At 38.9% G+C, this 16,015-nt stretch carries 16 protein-coding genes and 1 tRNA gene; 5 read left to right on the plus strand and 12 right to left on the minus strand.

The genetic code is table 11. The annotated features are described in order from the left end of the window. Positions 1-10: 10 nt before the first annotated feature. Positions 11-1,957, plus strand: a complete 1,947-nt coding sequence (locus EHQ47_RS18965; protein ID WP_135748704.1) for a M3 family metallopeptidase — start codon at positions 11-13, stop codon at positions 1,955-1,957. Here the strand turns inward: EHQ47_RS18965 and EHQ47_RS18970 are convergent. Together EHQ47_RS18970 and EHQ47_RS18975 are read right to left on the minus strand one after the other, a co-directional pair. Next, the gene (locus tag EHQ47_RS18970) at positions 1,928-2,497 is read right to left on the minus strand and encodes an SCO family protein (protein ID WP_135748703.1); all 570 of its coding nucleotides are present in this window, start codon (positions 2,495-2,497) and stop codon (positions 1,928-1,930) included. The two genes, EHQ47_RS18965 and EHQ47_RS18970, sit on opposite strands and share 30 nt — an antisense overlap. After that, on the minus strand, positions 2,494-2,931 hold the full coding sequence (locus EHQ47_RS18975) for a copper chaperone PCu(A)C (RefSeq protein ID WP_244290417.1): 438 nt from the start codon (positions 2,929-2,931) through the stop codon (positions 2,494-2,496). The genes EHQ47_RS18970 and EHQ47_RS18975 overlap by 4 nt, the downstream gene beginning before the upstream one ends. Positions 2,932-2,941: 10 nt before the next feature. Here EHQ47_RS18975 and EHQ47_RS18980 point away from each other — a divergent pair, with 10 nt between their 5' ends. Continuing rightward, positions 2,942-3,961 carry an alpha/beta hydrolase gene (locus EHQ47_RS18980; RefSeq protein WP_135748701.1) on the plus strand — a complete coding sequence of 340 codons (1,020 nt, stop codon included), beginning with the start codon at positions 2,942-2,944 and terminating at the stop codon, positions 3,959-3,961. Here EHQ47_RS18980 and EHQ47_RS18985 read toward each other — a convergent pair. Then, entirely contained in the window at positions 3,941-5,842 is a 1,902-nt protein-coding gene (locus EHQ47_RS18985; protein ID WP_135748700.1) for a hybrid sensor histidine kinase/response regulator, read from the minus strand. The two genes, EHQ47_RS18980 and EHQ47_RS18985, sit on opposite strands and share 21 nt — an antisense overlap. Positions 5,843-5,865: 23 nt before the next feature. Between EHQ47_RS18985 and EHQ47_RS18990 the strand changes: the two genes are divergently transcribed. The 3 genes from EHQ47_RS18990 to rktP all read left to right on the plus strand — a co-directional run bounded on the left by EHQ47_RS18990 (position 5,866) and on the right by rktP (position 8,015). Continuing rightward, positions 5,866-6,135, plus strand: a complete 270-nt coding sequence (locus tag EHQ47_RS18990; protein WP_135777861.1) for a Sec-independent protein translocase subunit TatA/TatB — start codon at positions 5,866-5,868, stop codon at positions 6,133-6,135. A gap of 72 nt (positions 6,136-6,207) precedes the next feature. Next, a complete protein-coding gene (gene tatC / locus EHQ47_RS18995) occupies positions 6,208-6,924 on the plus strand; it encodes a twin-arginine translocase subunit TatC (RefSeq protein WP_135777863.1) in 717 nt (238 codons plus the stop codon). Continuing rightward, complete coding sequence (rktP, locus tag EHQ47_RS19000) at positions 6,921-8,015, plus strand: Arg-Lys translocation region protein phosphatase RktP (protein ID WP_135777865.1); 1,095 nt, start codon at positions 6,921-6,923, stop codon at positions 8,013-8,015. The genes tatC and rktP overlap by 4 nt, the downstream gene beginning before the upstream one ends. Here rktP and bla read toward each other — a convergent pair. The 9 genes from bla to EHQ47_RS19045 all read right to left on the minus strand — a co-directional run bounded on the left by bla (position 7,992) and on the right by EHQ47_RS19045 (position 15,882). After that, positions 7,992-8,837, minus strand: coding sequence for a subclass B1 metallo-beta-lactamase (gene bla / locus EHQ47_RS19005; RefSeq protein ID WP_208727472.1), 846 nt, complete (start codon positions 8,835-8,837; stop codon positions 7,992-7,994). The genes rktP and bla overlap by 24 nt on opposite strands. Before the next feature lie 103 nt (positions 8,838-8,940). Then, entirely contained in the window at positions 8,941-10,221 is a 1,281-nt protein-coding gene (gene clpX, locus EHQ47_RS19010; protein WP_135692497.1) for an ATP-dependent Clp protease ATP-binding subunit ClpX, read from the minus strand. A 16-nt stretch (positions 10,222-10,237) separates the two neighbouring features. Continuing rightward, entirely contained in the window at positions 10,238-10,840 is a 603-nt protein-coding gene (gene clpP / locus EHQ47_RS19015) for an ATP-dependent Clp endopeptidase proteolytic subunit ClpP (RefSeq protein ID WP_100791427.1), read from the minus strand. A 3-nt stretch (positions 10,841-10,843) separates the two neighbouring features. Then, entirely contained in the window at positions 10,844-12,190 is a 1,347-nt protein-coding gene (gene tig / locus EHQ47_RS19020) for a trigger factor (RefSeq protein WP_135777867.1), read from the minus strand. A gap of 62 nt (positions 12,191-12,252) precedes the next feature. Beyond that, a tRNA-Gly gene (locus EHQ47_RS19025) sits at positions 12,253-12,324 on the minus strand. 148 nt (positions 12,325-12,472) lie between these two features. After that, complete coding sequence (locus EHQ47_RS19030) at positions 12,473-13,168, minus strand: TenA family protein (RefSeq protein ID WP_135748694.1); 696 nt, start codon at positions 13,166-13,168, stop codon at positions 12,473-12,475. Positions 13,169-13,186: 18 nt separating this feature from the next. Continuing rightward, positions 13,187-13,849, minus strand: coding sequence for an arylesterase (locus EHQ47_RS19035; RefSeq protein WP_135777869.1), 663 nt, complete (start codon positions 13,847-13,849; stop codon positions 13,187-13,189). Between the two features lie 115 nt (positions 13,850-13,964). Further along, positions 13,965-15,077: a hypothetical protein gene (locus EHQ47_RS19040; protein WP_135777930.1), complete on the minus strand. Its 1,113-nt coding sequence runs from the start codon at positions 15,075-15,077 to the stop codon at positions 13,965-13,967. A 100-nt stretch (positions 15,078-15,177) separates the two neighbouring features. Then, entirely contained in the window at positions 15,178-15,882 is a 705-nt protein-coding gene (locus tag EHQ47_RS19045) for an OmpA family protein (protein ID WP_135748692.1), read from the minus strand. Positions 15,883-16,015 lie beyond the last annotated feature (133 nt).

The raw sequence follows: 16,015 nt of genomic DNA on the forward strand, positions 1-16,015 counted from the left end.
AGAGGTCGTTATGTTTCCTGAATTTCATTCTGAAAATCTTCCTAAAAAAGAATCTGCCATTTTAGAAAAAATGGAGTCTAACAAAAGCTTCATTCAATCTTTATTACAAATAGATAAACCTACATTTCAAAACTTTGTAAAACCTTACCAAAGAATCCAAACAGAACTGGGGGATCTTGTGACAGAGATTTCACATCTCAACTCTGTGAAAAACAACGAAGAAAGCCAAACCATCTACAGCCGGCTATTACCCAAACTCAGCGAATACTATACAGACCTTGGACAAAACGAAGATATCTTTTCTACATTCTTAAAAATCCAATCAACAGAATCAGAATTGACAAAAGAAGCTAAAAAAGTATTAGAAAATGAAATCCGAGACTTTCGATTGTCCGGGGTGGGACTGGATACAAAAATAAAAGAAGAACTCAAACAACTTCTCATTCGATTGTCAGACCTTTCGAACCAATTTTCACAAAATGTTCTCAATGCCACCAATGCATTTTCTCTTAAACTTTCGGAAGAAGAAGTAAAAGGACTTCCCGAAAGTGAAAAATTATCAGCAAAACAAGAGGACGGAAGTTATTTATTTACCCTACACTTCCCATCTTACATTGCTTATATGACTTATGGAGAAAATCGAGAAATTAGAAAAAAACTATACGATGGTTATTGTACTCGTGCTCCAGAAAACGGAAAATTAATGGAAGAAATTTTGGAACTTAGAGAAAAGGAAGCGAAACTTCTTGGTTTTTCCACTTTTGCTCATTTGAGTTTGGCAACCAAAGTGGCGGATAACCCGGAACAAGTCATTGAATTCATAGACCATCTAGGAAAAAAAGCTAAACCTATCGCATTACAAGAACTAAACGAAATTAAAAATTTTGCTAAAAAGTTGGGACATACTGACTTAGAACCTTGGGATCTTACATACTATTCCGAAAAATTAAAAAAAGAATCCTTTTCTTATGATGAAGAAATTTATCGACCTTACCTTGAAAAAGAAACTGTGATCCAAGGAACCTTTTTATTTTTAGAAAAACTTTTAGGCATTCAATTCCAACAAGTGAACACATCCGTTTGGGAACCATCTGTCCTTTGTTATGACCTCATCGTGGAAGGAGAAACTAGATCACGTTTGTATTTGGATCTAGAAGTCCGAACAGAAAAAAAGGGCGGTGCTTGGATGCACAATTGGAAACCTCATTTCCAAGATGAAACAGGAAAAACAGAACTTCCCGTTGCCTTTGTTGTTGCGAGTTTTCCGAAAGCCACAAAGACGCAACCTTCGTTACTTCGGCCCAGTGATGTGGTGACTCTCTTCCATGAACTAGGCCATGCCCTCCACCACCTTCTTTCCCGTGTGAAGGAAGCTTTTGTGAGTGGAGTAAACGGAGTTGAATGGGATGCAGTAGAATTCCCTTCTCAATTTTTAGAGAACTTTGCTTATGAACCTAAAGTTTTGGAACTCTTTGCAAAACACTACGAAACAAAAGAACCAATTCCAAATTCATATATCGAAACTATGGTAAAAGCCAAAAACTTTATGTCGGCCATGGGGGTTGTCAGACAGTTGGAATTTGCAAAGTTTGATATGTTGATTCACATGGAAAAACCAACAGAAACCAGAGTTCAGGAAATTTTAGACCAAGTTCGAAAAGAATTCTCTGTCGTATTCCCTCCTGCTTATAATAAATTCCAAAATTCCTTTACCCATATCTTTGCTGGTGGCTATGCTGCGGGTTATTATTCTTACAAATGGGCAGAACTACTTTCTGCGAACGCCTACTATTCGTTTGTTGATAGAGGGGTCTTCGATTTAGACCATGCGGCGCATTTTAGAAAAACTGTCTTAGAAAAAGGTGGCTCAGGAAATGCAATGGATCTTTTTCGTGATTTTTACGGAAAAGATCCAGAGATTGATGCTTTACTTCGACTCAACGGAATTGCCGCTTAACTTCTGTATGGATTTTGTGATCACCTCTTTGGAATCGGTGGACTTGATTAGTTTTCGAGTCTTCCGATTCTTGTCCAAAACATAAATATAAGTGGAATGGTCAATACTTTGGCCATCTTCTGTTTTTTGCACATATGCGGCATATTGTTTTAAGATTTGGTTTGTTGTATCTGCAGAAAAAGAAAGTCCAACCGATTGAGGTAAATAAAACTGCACATACTTGGTAGTTGTCTCTGGAGAATCACGCACTGGATCTACTGAGATAAAAACCACTTTAAATTTTGTTTTTTCTTCTTCGGTAAGAGGTTCTACTGCGGCTTTAATTTTGGCCAATGTATTGGGACAAAAATCAGGACAATATGTGTACCCAAAAAATACAAGTAACACTGGTTCGGGGAAAGATCGAAACGAAACCAAATTTCCCGATTTATCTTTTGCATCGACATTCCCACCGATTGGGAGATCAGTAAATTCAAAAGCAGATCCGCAACCTACCAAAAAAAACCCAACAAACAAAACTAAGATAAACATTTTTTTCATAAAGAACGCTCTTCTACTATAACGACTCTTCTTTCTCCATTTGAAAACTCCAGTTCTAATTCCATTTTTTCCGAACGTTTTATTTTCTCATATAACATCAAATGTTTACCAGATCTCATCAATTGGATTGTCTGGTTTGTTTTTAAAAGGATAGGATATTCCAACTTACGCATCTTTGCCACTTGGGTTTGGTTGTCGATGGAGGTCTCATGGAATTCAACAATTTTGTAATCATTGCAGAGAATGTTTCGAATCTCCACATCCACCGCGAAAGGATTTCTAATTTCACCATACACGGCGGCAGTTTTTGCTACTTCTGGCGGTGGTGTCATCCAGAGTTGGATGGTCTCTGTCGGTTTGTGACAGAAAACAAACAAATTGACTTGAATTAGTAACAGAAATCCTGCATTTGTTATATTTAACTTTCGTAACAAGAGAACCTCGATGAGAATAATAATCAAATGGGTGATTGCCATCACTCTCATTCTATCTTCATTCCTCGTATCCACTTACAACTGGTCTATCAGTGAATACAATTATGATTCCTCTCGGAAATTCGAAAATTTTGACACCTTTTACCAAAACGAACTGCAGATCAGTGCCAAAGAAAATACAAGACCAAACAACGAAGAACTTCTAGTGCGAGTTTCAGAAGAAAAAACTCCTATTGCCATTGTCTATATTCATGGATTTGGTGCAAGCCGTGGGGAAGGAGAAGAAGTTACAAACAAACTTTCCGAATACTTCGGTGCCAATACCTATTACTTAAGATTACCTGGGCATGGAACAAATGCAGAAGACCACTTAAATACAAAATTTCAAACTTATCTCCAAGATGCCGAAGACAGTTTGATTTACGCAAGAGAGCTCGGACAAAAAACAGTTCTCATTGGAACCAGTATGGGAGGAAACATCGCATCGTATTTAGCAGCGAAACACCCTGAACTTGTGGATTCACTAGTACTTGCTTCTCCATTTTATGATTTTGATGATCCAACTGCACATATATTCAGATTTCATTGGGGAAAATCTTTTATCAATGCCATCAAAGGTGAGATGCGAATTTCCAAAACAGATCCGAAAGATGAATCAGCCAAATATTGGTATCTTGACCAATATTATGGAGCCATTCAAAATATCTTGGATTTAAAACGGTTTATGGATCATAACAATCCATATCCAAAAATTACAGCTCCCACCTTACTTATGTACTACTACAAATCAGAAAGTGAACATGATTTTGTTGCTTCCGTTCCGGCAATGTTACATGTTTATGATTTGATTCAATCGGGACAAAATCCAAACCCAAAAAATAAGCTGTTAAAAATTGAAAACGGTTCGCATGTTTTACTTTCAAAGTATGTAAAATCTGACAAAGAGTTAATTGAAAAGGAACTCATTCAATTCATTAAAGACAGTACGGGAGCGGAAGAAGCTCCAAAACTAAAGAAATCCAAACGATAACAAAATAGTTTCGTAAAGTTCATCAACGGATATTGGTTTAGATCGGACCAATATCCCTTCTGCATCCAATTCCTCCGAATCAAGTCCATCCATATTTCCTGTATATAAAACTGCAGAAAGTTTAGGATTTGTTTTTTTAATTTTACGGATGAGGCTTAGGCCATTCATTTCCCGCATTCGATAATCAGATAAAATAAAATCTGGAGCTTTATCTTTTAGTCCATCCAAAGCCATAGACGAACTTCGAAAAACTTTAGGAACAACTTGTTTCTGTGAAAGTACAAAACAAATTGCTTCACTTGCTGCCTCGTCATCTTCTACGATCCAAATTTCCTTTTTAGAAATCTCTGACCATACATCTTTTGGATTGTTTCCGTGGGAATGCGGTGGAGTCCCCAAAACAATTTGTCCTTCTTCCAAAGGAAGAAAAATATGAATGAGGACTGTCATTGGTTCAGGTTTTTCGATATAGAACTCACCACCCCAGTTTTTCACATAACGATTGATTAGGTGCATTCCTGCCCACTGGAATTCTTCATCACCAAAATTGACAAAATCAAGTGTATTCAGCCCAGAAAGACTGGGTAAGGAAAGGCCTGTAAATTCCATAGAAACTAATAGTTTGAATTCATCTGCTGAGGATGTTTGGATCCTAACAAGCCCTCTTTTTCGATCATCCCAAACAAGGAGTCCACCCGAAGTCAATTCACAAAGAATTTTAGAAAACCGAACTGCATCTAATTTAGTATACAAAGGAGATTTGTAAAAATCAAATTGGGCTTCCACATTTTTTGGCAATCCAGCATTCACCAAAGGGATGGATGATTCTACTACGGATGAAATTTCTATTTTTGTCGCAGAGTTCTCATCTTTTACTTTAGAGTATTTAATAATCCTGTGGATCATTGAACGCGCGTTATCTGCGCCCATTCTGATTTTTTCCAGATATTCCAAAATTCGACTTTGATCAAATTTTCCTGATTGAATTTGTTCTTCCCCTAACTGAGAAAAAACATGGATGGGTTGGAGGTAATTATTTAAGTCATGGGCAATGTTTGTTGCCAAACTTCCAATGGTCTCCATTTTTTGAGAATGTAACTGATAAGATTCAAGTTGTTTTTTTTCAGTCACATCATCCAAAAATACATAATAAAAATCAGGCTTGCCTTGTGAGTTACGAAAGGCACTAATTCGCCGATAAACACTGATTCGGCGTCCGTCTTTTCTAGTTAACCTTGACTCTTCGGCCCCTTCTTTAAAAAAACCAAAGTATTCCATCTCTTCTTCGGAAATAGGTTCCCCTTTGATTCGTTTGATATTCAAATCTGTTAAATTTTGAAAACTATAACCGGTGATTTCTGTAAACCTTGGATTGATGCGGAAGTATCCACCTTCCCAATCTTGTAAGGCCATTCCGACCGATGCATTTTCAAATAGGCCAAGAAAAAATTGAATTTGCTCTACAATATTGATTTCATTTGTTTTTTCATTGGTCACATCACGAACAAAAACAATTTGTAAATCTGAATCCATATTCGGAATGTTTACTTTTCTCTTTTCAAATTGAAACCACCGAACAAGAACTTCATTCGGCATAAGGAAACGGTAATCTCCTGTGATGGTGTCCCGATCATAATGTTTGTTTTGAGATAAAAAGTGGTCTTTAAAGTTTGTTTTGTCTTCTTCGGCAACCCATAACAATAAATCCGACTCCAGACAGTCCTCTCCTGACTTATCACAACCCAAATTGTTTTTAAAAAAATCGTTTGAAAATAAAATCTGACCAGTTTTTGGATCTGTTAAGTAGACCCCACCGGAAAATAGATTGGGCAAGACCTTAAAGAATTCTATCATTCCGCTTGCTTCTAGATTCGTTTGCATAACTCTTGCCTTAAGAGGGAAATATGCCATCCAATCCGTTTTCTTTTCAAGCACCTATTGCTTTTTTTAATTTGGGACCATGGGAGATTGCACTCATCGTCTTCTTAGCGTTACTTTTTTTTGGCGGAAAACGACTCCCGAGCCTTGCCAAAGATTTGGGTTCTGGAATCAAAGAATTTCGGAAATCCTTAACAGGCCAGGAAGACGAGCCATCTCAAACTAGTTTTCCACAAGAAGAACCAAAGTCAGCCTCCACAAGCGCTTCCAAATCCGGAAAAAAGAAAAAAGCATAAGAAGAAACCTTGGCCGGGAAAAAAAGAACCGCACTGCCACTGCCGGAGGATTCCGAAACCAGGGAAAAATACATGTCCCTGGGGGATCATTTAGAAGAACTCCGTCAAAGACTCATTTATTCCATTTTAGTGGTCTCTGCCTTTATGGTAGGAACATTGTATTTTGGAAGTGAGATCCATACCTTTCTCATCCAACCCTATAAATCGGTCCTCGGCCCCGATGCCCATTTTTTTCAGATCCAGCTTATGGCTCCGTTTCTGATTTATCTCAAAACTTCGTTTATCTTATCGGTTCTTGTTTCTTTGCCATTTCTCTTATACATCCTTTGGGGATTCATCGCACCTGCCGTGGACCCAAGGACTGAAAAATGGGGAAAGTTCATCATCCTTTTTTCCACCTTACTCTTTTGGTCGGGGCTTGCCCTTTGTTGGTTTACTGTCTTTGAAAACTTCCTTCGGGTTTTCCTAGTGGTGCTCAGACCCGATGGAGTGGATCCTTATTTACCGATTGACGAATACTACGATTTGTTTTTTAATTTGCACCTAGTGTTTGGTGCTTCCTTCCAATTGCCCATCGTCCTCATCCTACTAGGTAGGATTGGAATCCTTTCTTCTAGGTTTTTGATTTCTAGATGGAGAGAGGCAGTTCTCATCATTGCGGTTGTGTCTGCCGTTTTATCTCCAGGCCCCGATGTTTTTTCTATGTTAATGTTACTGGTTCCTCTTAGTTTTCTATTCTTTCTTTCAGCCATCATTATGAAAGTATTGGAAACAACAGATCGCAAATGAGTTTTCGAGTTAAACTTCCCGTACTATTAGGGATCATCAGTTTTCTTTTTTTTATCATTCATTTTTTATTTGCAGAATTTACATTCACCCATTGGCAAAATCCCAAAGGTGAAAATGCACTTAACTTTAATTTGGTTGGTGTTTATTCTTCTTTTGTTTTCTCTTTGTCCATTGGTTTTTTAACGTATTATTTTCTTGGATTTTTATATCAGTATATTTTGCATTTAATTGCCCACATCCAAGATGACGAACTTCCCAAAGACATCCGGAATTTAAAAAAAGACACTGAAGAATATAAAATATATAAATCTGTTCGTTTCACACTCCTCCAAGGAGATGAAAGTTTAGGGGAAGAACAATTCGAAAACAAGTTTGATTGGAAAACCAACCAAGCCGCTTCAGTGAACAAACAAATCCCTGACATTCAGATTCCAAAAATTCACGGTTTTGATGTTTCCGTTTTTCCATCTGTCATGCGTTATGCGGGAGCAGATTACATTCGGATTGTCAGAGCAAAAGATGGAATTTTTGGGATCCTCGCGGGGCATTTGGAACCAGGGATCCTAGAATCCTCTGAAAAAGTTTTTATTCATGGAATCATCTCTTCTTTTGGTGATGGAATTTTTTCAACAGAAGAAATTTTGGAAAAACTAAAACTGGCACTCCACCAGTTTACTTTTTTAAAATTAAAAATCTCAGCTTTTGTGATACCAAACCGAGAAGATAAAATGTCTTTTCTGCATTATATGGACATGCCTATCTTTCAATTCTCTGACCACGGAATCCAAGTGATTGAAGGAAGTGGAGATGACCATTGGTATCCCAATCACAAACATCCGCTTTCCATTGCAGATGGGATTGAAATTGGAGATTATTTGGTTTGGGCGAGTGACAGAACTCTAACACAGTTTGGGCTCACCTCCTTTGAAATTATGGAAGAGTTTGTGGATTATCTTTTGGATTTAAAACCAAGTTCATCCAGACAGATGTTACTGGCCATTGCCAAAAAGATGAGCGCTTTAGGTGCGGAACGAAATCTCACAAATCCGATGGAAAAACTTTCGATTTTAGTGGTTCGGCGAAACAAGTAAACGAATCGTATGGCGAAGTAAATCCAACTTCCCCCAGTCGCCATGACCGGGAACCACAACTTCCGCATCTGGATAACGAGAAAGAATCCTTTTCACAGAATTTGGCCATTCATTTAAATCGGCTTCCTTTACATTCCCCAAGTTTTCTGCATCCAAAGCCTTCACCAAACAACCCCCAAAGAGGATATGAGTTTGGGCAAGCCATACCACAATATTGTCAGCGGAATGTCCATGCCCTGGAAAAAAAACTTCTATTGATTCATTTCCCAGAGCAAACCTTGTTTGGATGTCAAGGATAGGATTTGTTTTTCCAAATCCTCTTTCCTTTGCGAGTTTCGCTGTTAAGGAAGTGCTATAGACTGGGATGTTTCGTTTTTGGAAGAGAGGAACCCCCGCCATACGGTCGTCATGTGCATGAGTCACAATTAAAAACAAAATTTCTTTTTGGAACTTAGTTTGGATCTCAGAAAATAATTCTTCTGTTTGTGATTCCGTCCAAGGTGTGTCAATGACAACAGCTCCTTTGTTTAAAAGAATCACAAGGCCATTGGCCGAAAAGACCTGACCTTGGAACTCTCCAAAACTGCGGTGGATCCAAACAGTTTCTTTGATTTTTTGCCACTCTAAATGCGAGGAAGACACACTAGAATCTAGGATTTGAGTTTGGTCCTTTGCCGTGGCATTTGGTTCTGTGACTTTTCCAAGTTGGCACTGAGAAAAAGAGAACCCTAAACAAAAATGTAAAACAATCATTTGGAATCGAATTTTAGATGGCAGAGAGAATCTGTGGAATCTGTTTTGGATTGAATCGGAATCTAACATACGTTACTCCTTAAAAAGAAAAACCTATCGTTACGATAGGTTTTTTATCATTTCTCAAGATCCAAAATTTTAGATTTCGAATCCAGAGTTTGTTTTTGGAACTCTAAGCGATTTTTTCGATATCACCTTTGAGGATGGTAATCGGAGCTTCTTTTTTCAGAACTGTTTCATCAGTCACAACTACTTCCAATACATCCTTACGTGAAGGAATTTGGAACATGAGCTCCATCATGATCTCTTCAACGATGGCACGAAGTCCACGAGCACCACTTTCTCGTTTGATAGCGGTCTGAGCAATGGCCTCAATCGCCGATTCAGTGAACTTAAGTTTTACATTCTCAATATCGAACATCTTTTGGTATTGTTTGAGAAGGGAATTTTTTGGTTCCGTAAAAATGGATTTGAGACTTTCTATGGTGAGTTCATCCAGAGTGGCAATGATCGGAAGTCTTCCAATAAATTCTGGGATCAGACCAAACTTCATTAGGTCATCAGGAATCACATGATGAACCACAGATTCCCCTTCTTCGATTTTACGGCCTTTGTCATTTACGATTTCGTTGGAATGGAATCCGATTGATTTGACACCAACTCGTTGTTTGATGATATCACTCAGACCCACAAACGCTCCCCCACAAATAAAGAGAATGTTTTTGGTTTCGACTGGAATGTATTCCTGGTGTGGGTGTTTACGGCCGCCTTGTGGTGGCACATTGGCAACAGTTCCCTCAATGATTTTAAGAAGAGCTTGTTGTACACCTTCTCCACTCACATCACGAGTGATGGATGCGGAATCAGACTTACGAGAAATTTTATCAATTTCGTCAATGTAGATGATTCCCATCTCAGCACGTTTGACATCATTGTCTGCATTTTGAATGAGTTTCAGGATGATGTTTTCCACATCTTCTCCCACATATCCTGCTTCTGTAAGTGCCGTTGCATCCACGATAGCAAATGGAACTTTTAAGATACGAGCAAGAGTTTGGGCAAGAAGAGTTTTTCCAGAACCAGTAGGACCGATGAGCATGATATTGGATTTTTCCAATTCCACATCTCCCGCCTTACGTTCGTTATGAAAGATTCTTTTGTAGTGATTGTAAACGGCAACTGACAAAGCTTTTTTGGCTTGTTCTTGGCCAATCACATACTGGTCTAAGATTTTTTTGATTTCGGTTGGTTTCGGAATGTCACCGACAATGGCAGTTTTTTCACCACCTTGCGGTTCTTCTGCGATGATTTCATTACATAAAGAAATGCACTCATCACAGATATAAACACCAGGACCAGCGACAAGCCTTCTTACTTCGTCTTGGGCCTTTCCGCAGAAAGAACAATGTAATTTTTCTCTGGAATTACCCGTTTGGCTTGGACGTTTGGTCATGATGTGAGCCCCTCTTTTAAGCTTGTGGCATCTGTTTGCGTTCTTGGATGACGTTGTCGATGATGCCGTATTCTTTGGCTTCGTCGGCGCTCATAAAGAAATTTCTCTCTGTGTCTTTTCGGACTTGGTCAGAAGATTTTCCTGTATGTCTTCCATAAAGATCGATGAGTTTGTCTTTGATCTTTATGATTTCTTTTGCTGAAATTTCGATATCGGATGCTTGTCCGCCTGCTCCACCATAAGGTTGGTGTAACATAATTCTAGAATTGGGAAGTGCCGAACGTTTTCCTTTGGCCCCACCTGCAAGGAGGAGTGCTGCCATAGAGGAAGCCTGTCCAATACAAAGAGTTCTTACCTCAGGTTTGATGAGTTGCATGGTATCGTAAATCGCAAGGCCAGAACTCACATACCCACCAGGGCTATTGATGTAGAGATAAATGTCGCGGTCAGGGTTCTCAGCCTCCAAAAACAAAAGCTGTGCCGAAATCACATTGGCATAGGTTTCGTCGATGGCAGATCCAAGAAAAATGATCCGGTCTTTCAAAAGCCGTGAAAAAATATCATATTGGCGTTCGCCACGGCTTGTTTGTTCGATGACATAAGGCATGAGTGTAGACATAGTTTACTCTTCTTTCCCGCTAAGAATTTTCTCAGCTTCTTCCGTTGAAATAGTCTTAGGCGACTTCTTTTCTACCTCAGCGTATACAAACTCGTCGATTTTATCAAACAGGAATTTGTCACGGTAGTAGGTTTCCGCCTTTTGTTTTTGGACTTCTTTTTTAAGGGTTTCGGCAGGAATTCCTTGTGTAACCGCTTCTTTTTCGTATCCCGCTTCTACTTCTTCGTCAGAAATCTGGATTTTGTGGTCTTCCGCGATTTTCTGCTTCAAAATATAGGTTTGGATGCGTTTTTCAGCTGCTTTTGAGAAAGATTCGCGAACTTCTTTTTCTTCCTTGTTCAATCGTTTTGCGTAGTCAGCAAGCGAAGATACAGGAAGGCCAAATTCACGCATAAAGTTTTGGAAAACGGTTTCTGTTTCTTCGTAAATTAAAGATTCAGGAATGATAAATTTGGATTCTTTGATGATTTCGTTATACGCATCATCAGTGGCACGTTTAGTGAGTGCGTTACCAAAAATTTCAACGAGTTGTTTTTTGGTTTTTTCTTTTAACTCTTGTAAGTTGGCTGAACCATCAACTTCGGATGCAAAGTCATCATTGATCTCTGGATAAGTGACTTTGTAAATCGCAGAAACAGTTACTGTATAAACAATGGTTTTTCCCGCAGATTCAGGAGATTGTGGGTAAGAGTCAGGATATGTGAATGAAAACTCTTTTGTTTCGTTTAATTTCATTCCAAGGAGGTTTGTTTCAAAACCAGGAGGGTTTTGGGGAGCACCCATTTGGAATTTTCCGACTTGGCCTTGTTCTGGGTATTCTTTGTCTGATTCTTTAAACTTATAATTAATTTCTAAAAGGTCAGCGGATTCCACTGGTTCGCCCTCTTCCTTCAAAGAGTTACGAGCCATATTTTTTTGGATCCCTTCCAATTCTTTTTGAATGTCCGCGTCAGAAATTTTAATTTCTTTGGGTTGGATTTTAATCTTCTTTAACTTTGGTAAGGTGACTTCTGGCTTGGTGTCGTAAGTTGCTTTGGCTTTGGCACCAGTATTTTTATCAAATGTTTCCATTTGGAATTGTGGCAGGCGAATTGGTTTGTGTTCCAATTTATCAAATAGGTCTGCCATTGCTTGGTTCAGCATAATGTTGGCTGCATCATCCATAACCGAATCACCAAGAACTTTTTCGACCATATTCAGTGGTGCTTTTCCGGGACGAAAACCGGGGATTTTTACTTTTTCAGATGCATTTTTGTAAGCCTTAGAGTAGGCAGTTCGGACTTCTTCAGCGCTAAATTGAATGCTTAAGTCACAGGTTGCGTTGTTATTTTTTTTTGCCGTAAATTCCATCGTATTATATCCAGTGTAAATAAAGAGAGTGTAGTGGAAAGAAAAAGAAGCGTACCTTCATTAGCGGGAAACGGGACTTGAACCCGCGACCCTCTCCTTGGCAAGGAGATGCTCTACCGCTGAGCTATTCCCGCAGAAGGTTTGTGAAACCATCATTTGGAATCTTAGCAAATCGGCAAGGAAAAAAGTCGAAAATTGCAAAGGAAAATTGGAGGTCATAAGGGATTCTCCCACCTCCAAACTAAACTTTTAGAGGCAAAACAAGAACCAACTAACTGTTATTTAGCGGGATGGCCAATTTTGTTCTGTCCAAGCTTGTTCCCAAAACATCCACTCATAATTACAACTTTGTTGGAAGGCAAGCACTGCCCTTTTTTTGGAATCCTCATCGGCAAGGTCGGCATACTTTTGCAATCGACTCAAAAGACCTGTCATATATTCATTGAACCCAGGATCGGAATACATGAGAAGCCAAGAAGCATAAGGATGGTCTTCTGGAATCTTTCCTTTTTCTTTGAGTAGATATTGGCCAAGGTCAATATAAAGCCAAGGACAAGGGGTTATGGCAGCAAATCCTTCCACCACCGACCCTTTGACAACGGAAGCAATCATATGGTTTTGGTAGGCTAAATTATTCGGAGTTGGTTCTGTTTCGGCAATGGTTTTGGCATCATAACCCAAAGTTTTTCCATAACCCATGTGAAGTTGGCCTTCCACCACAAGGGCCATCCTTGCGGCATCAATCAGCCAAAGTTTATCTTCCGGATCTGTGACCCTGGTGGATAAAATGGCACAGGCATCTGAAAAGGATTCTAAATATTTGGCATCTTGGATTTGATAAAAACGAAAGATTTTGGGATTTAGAGATCCATCAGCAAGAGCACGAACAAAAGGATGAGAGAAAGATGCACCAAATGATTGTTTTGCGGATGACTTACAACGTTCGGCAAAACTCGGGATAGGAAAGGGGCTAGTCATTATTTGACTCCAATCAAATTATTTTACGAGTAATGGTTTCAGATAAGGATAAACTGTGTCTGCCACTAGTTTGTGTCCAACTTCCGTTGGATGAATCCCATCCTTTTGGTTGAGTTTGCGAATGGAGGCTACTTTTTCCAAAATAAATGGAACCAAAGGAACATCTTCTTCCTTAGATAAATCCGGATAAATGGAATTAAACTCTTTAGCGTATTTTTTTCCCATATTGGGAGTGGCATACATTCCAACTAACAATATTTTGGTGGAAGGATACTGGGATTTAACTTGTCGGATCATTGCACGTAAATTTTCTTTTGTGACCGAAGGACTAATCCCTCGTAACATATCATTGGCACCTAGTTCTAATACAAAAACCGTTGGTTTTTCTGCCAAAACCCATTCCAATCTCCCTAGGCCTCCACTGGTTGTATCCCCCGAAACGCCAGCATTTGTCATTTGGTAGGAATAACCTTCTGCTTTGATTCGTTTGGTAAGAATATGTGGCCAAGCGTCTTCAAAATCAAGAAGTCCATACCCTGCAGTGAGTGAATCACCAAAGTAGATAATTCGTTTTGTGTCGTTGGAACTTGTTGATTCCTGTTTGTTGGGATTGGAATTGTCAGAAGAATTTCCGCAAGCAATCATTAGAAAAAAACTAATCAATAAAAAATACCGCATCATCCATTAGATTGTTTGTATGGAAAGAAAAATCAAACATTTTTAGAGTGAGTGATTTTCTCTCCTACGGATGGATTTGGAAAAGCGGGACCAAAGAGCATAGAGAAAAAGGATATTGTTAGTAAATTTTATCTTCGTCGTAGAAAAAAGAGACACCTGGCATAATATAAAACTCCGTCACAGTATGTTTGATCGAATCAGACATTTCTGCAAACCCGATGTACACACTTCTTGCGGAATAATCACTTCTTGGAACGTTCCCAATTGTATCCCCTAAATAACTATCATAGGTTCGTTTGACATCTTGGCGGATCATTCCTATGTCCAAAGTAAAACGACAATATTGAAAGGAAGATTCTAAATTGAAAATGGTTCCTTTGTCTCTGACCTTCCCACCATAAGCAGGAACCACGACATTTAAATTGGAACTTCCATCAGAAAACACTTCTTGGATGATCTGAGAACCTAACACGGAGAAGTTGCCTTTTCGGTCTAACAATTCCAGACGAGCCCGAAGTTCCCACCAATCACGGAGTTTAAATTTAGCAAAAATTCCAGGTAAAATTCCTTTCATTGAATATTCCGCATTGGCATCCCCACCGATGGACCAAGTGACTTTATCGGGAACAGCTGCTTCAGGCCGGCTTGTCGAATAAGAACCATAAGATATATTATTTCGTTCCGTATAACGATGGAAATTGATGGAAGGCCCAATCATAAAGATTTTAGAAAAAGGATGTGTATAAGAAAATCGTAAATGTTGGCTTACACCTTCAAATCGAAGCAACCGATTCCCTTCAAAGGTACTGGCCCAATACGTATCGGTTCTTGGAGAAAAGAAGTTATTGGATGCAGGAAGGTCACGACTGTAAACACCAAGCGAAGTATCTTCTGCAAACTGCACTTCAAATTTGTTTTTATAACCGTACCGAATGTCCCAAAATTGAGAATTCACTCCCAACTCTTTGGCTGGTTTATAAGGAATCGAAAGAGGAGCCCCTGGTTCTGTGATTTGGCGAAAAAGAGAGTTTTGAAACCAAGCAGGTCCTGTTTCATTTAAAATGGCTGGTGATAATTTTCCAATCCCCCAACCACCACGGAACATCAATCTATGTTCATACACTTGGTTGAAGACATCCATTCTAGTTTTGTTATCTTCTCGATCTTCCAAGGGAACAGAAGTTTTGTTTCCAACCTCTCCTCCTTCTTGTTTTGATTCAGGAGAGTTCAATTCTTTAGAAGTTTCTTCCGCAAACAAAGGGAATAGTATTCCCAAAAGGAAAATCAAAAATACAAAGGAGTGTAAGGATGAAAAAAAACGGTTCCAGAAATTAATAAACAATGCGAACCGTCCCAACATAAACTTCTGTTCTACGGTTTTTCTTTTCCGCAAGCATTGTATCTACTATTTTCTGTAAATCAGCAAAACCATCCACTTCCTTAAAACGTTCTTCCACAATTCTGTGAATTAGTTTTAATTCAAGTTTTACGGATTGAGAACGTTCCTTACTTAACTTAAGGTTCATTGAGAATGCACCCACACTATCCGTGTGTCCACCAATTCGACAATTGGTTTCAGGGTATGCTTCCATAGCGTCCCCAACTTTGGCGATGAGTTCTTTTGCTTTTGGAGTGAGAGTTGATTTTCCAGATGGGAAAGCTACGTCCCCATCGATCACAATTAAAAGTTCTCGTAACCTTTTTTCATCATCTTCAATGCGTTTGAGTTCGACCCCTTTTCCAACAAGACTTCCTCCTACTTCTTCAAATGGAGTTCCGGAGTGTTCAAAATCACTGCGAAGACCTTTATACAATTTCTCCAAATATTCAGAAGTTCCCAGTTTATCCAAAGAACCTACGGGTAAACTCCCCAAATAGTCGCCGGCTTTCTCCTCTTTAGGAGTGACACATCCGCAAAATTTTTGGAAAGCAACTGAATCCTTCCATTCTTGTTTTACAATACTATTGCAATTGATAACAAATAACAAAAGGAAGGTGGAATGGATTAGGATTGATAAGTATATTCTTTTACGCATAAAGCCAACAGTCCTCATCTTGAGAAGTGACTGGGAAAATCAAATGAAAATTAGTTCAGCTAAAATTAACAGATTTAGAAATAAAAAGGAAAATCAATCTACCATAAAGTTGACACATACATTAGGAGTTCAC

This window comes from Leptospira bourretii (genome assembly GCF_004770145.1).
Classification (GTDB): Bacteria; Spirochaetota; Leptospiria; order Leptospirales; family Leptospiraceae; genus Leptospira_A; species Leptospira_A bourretii.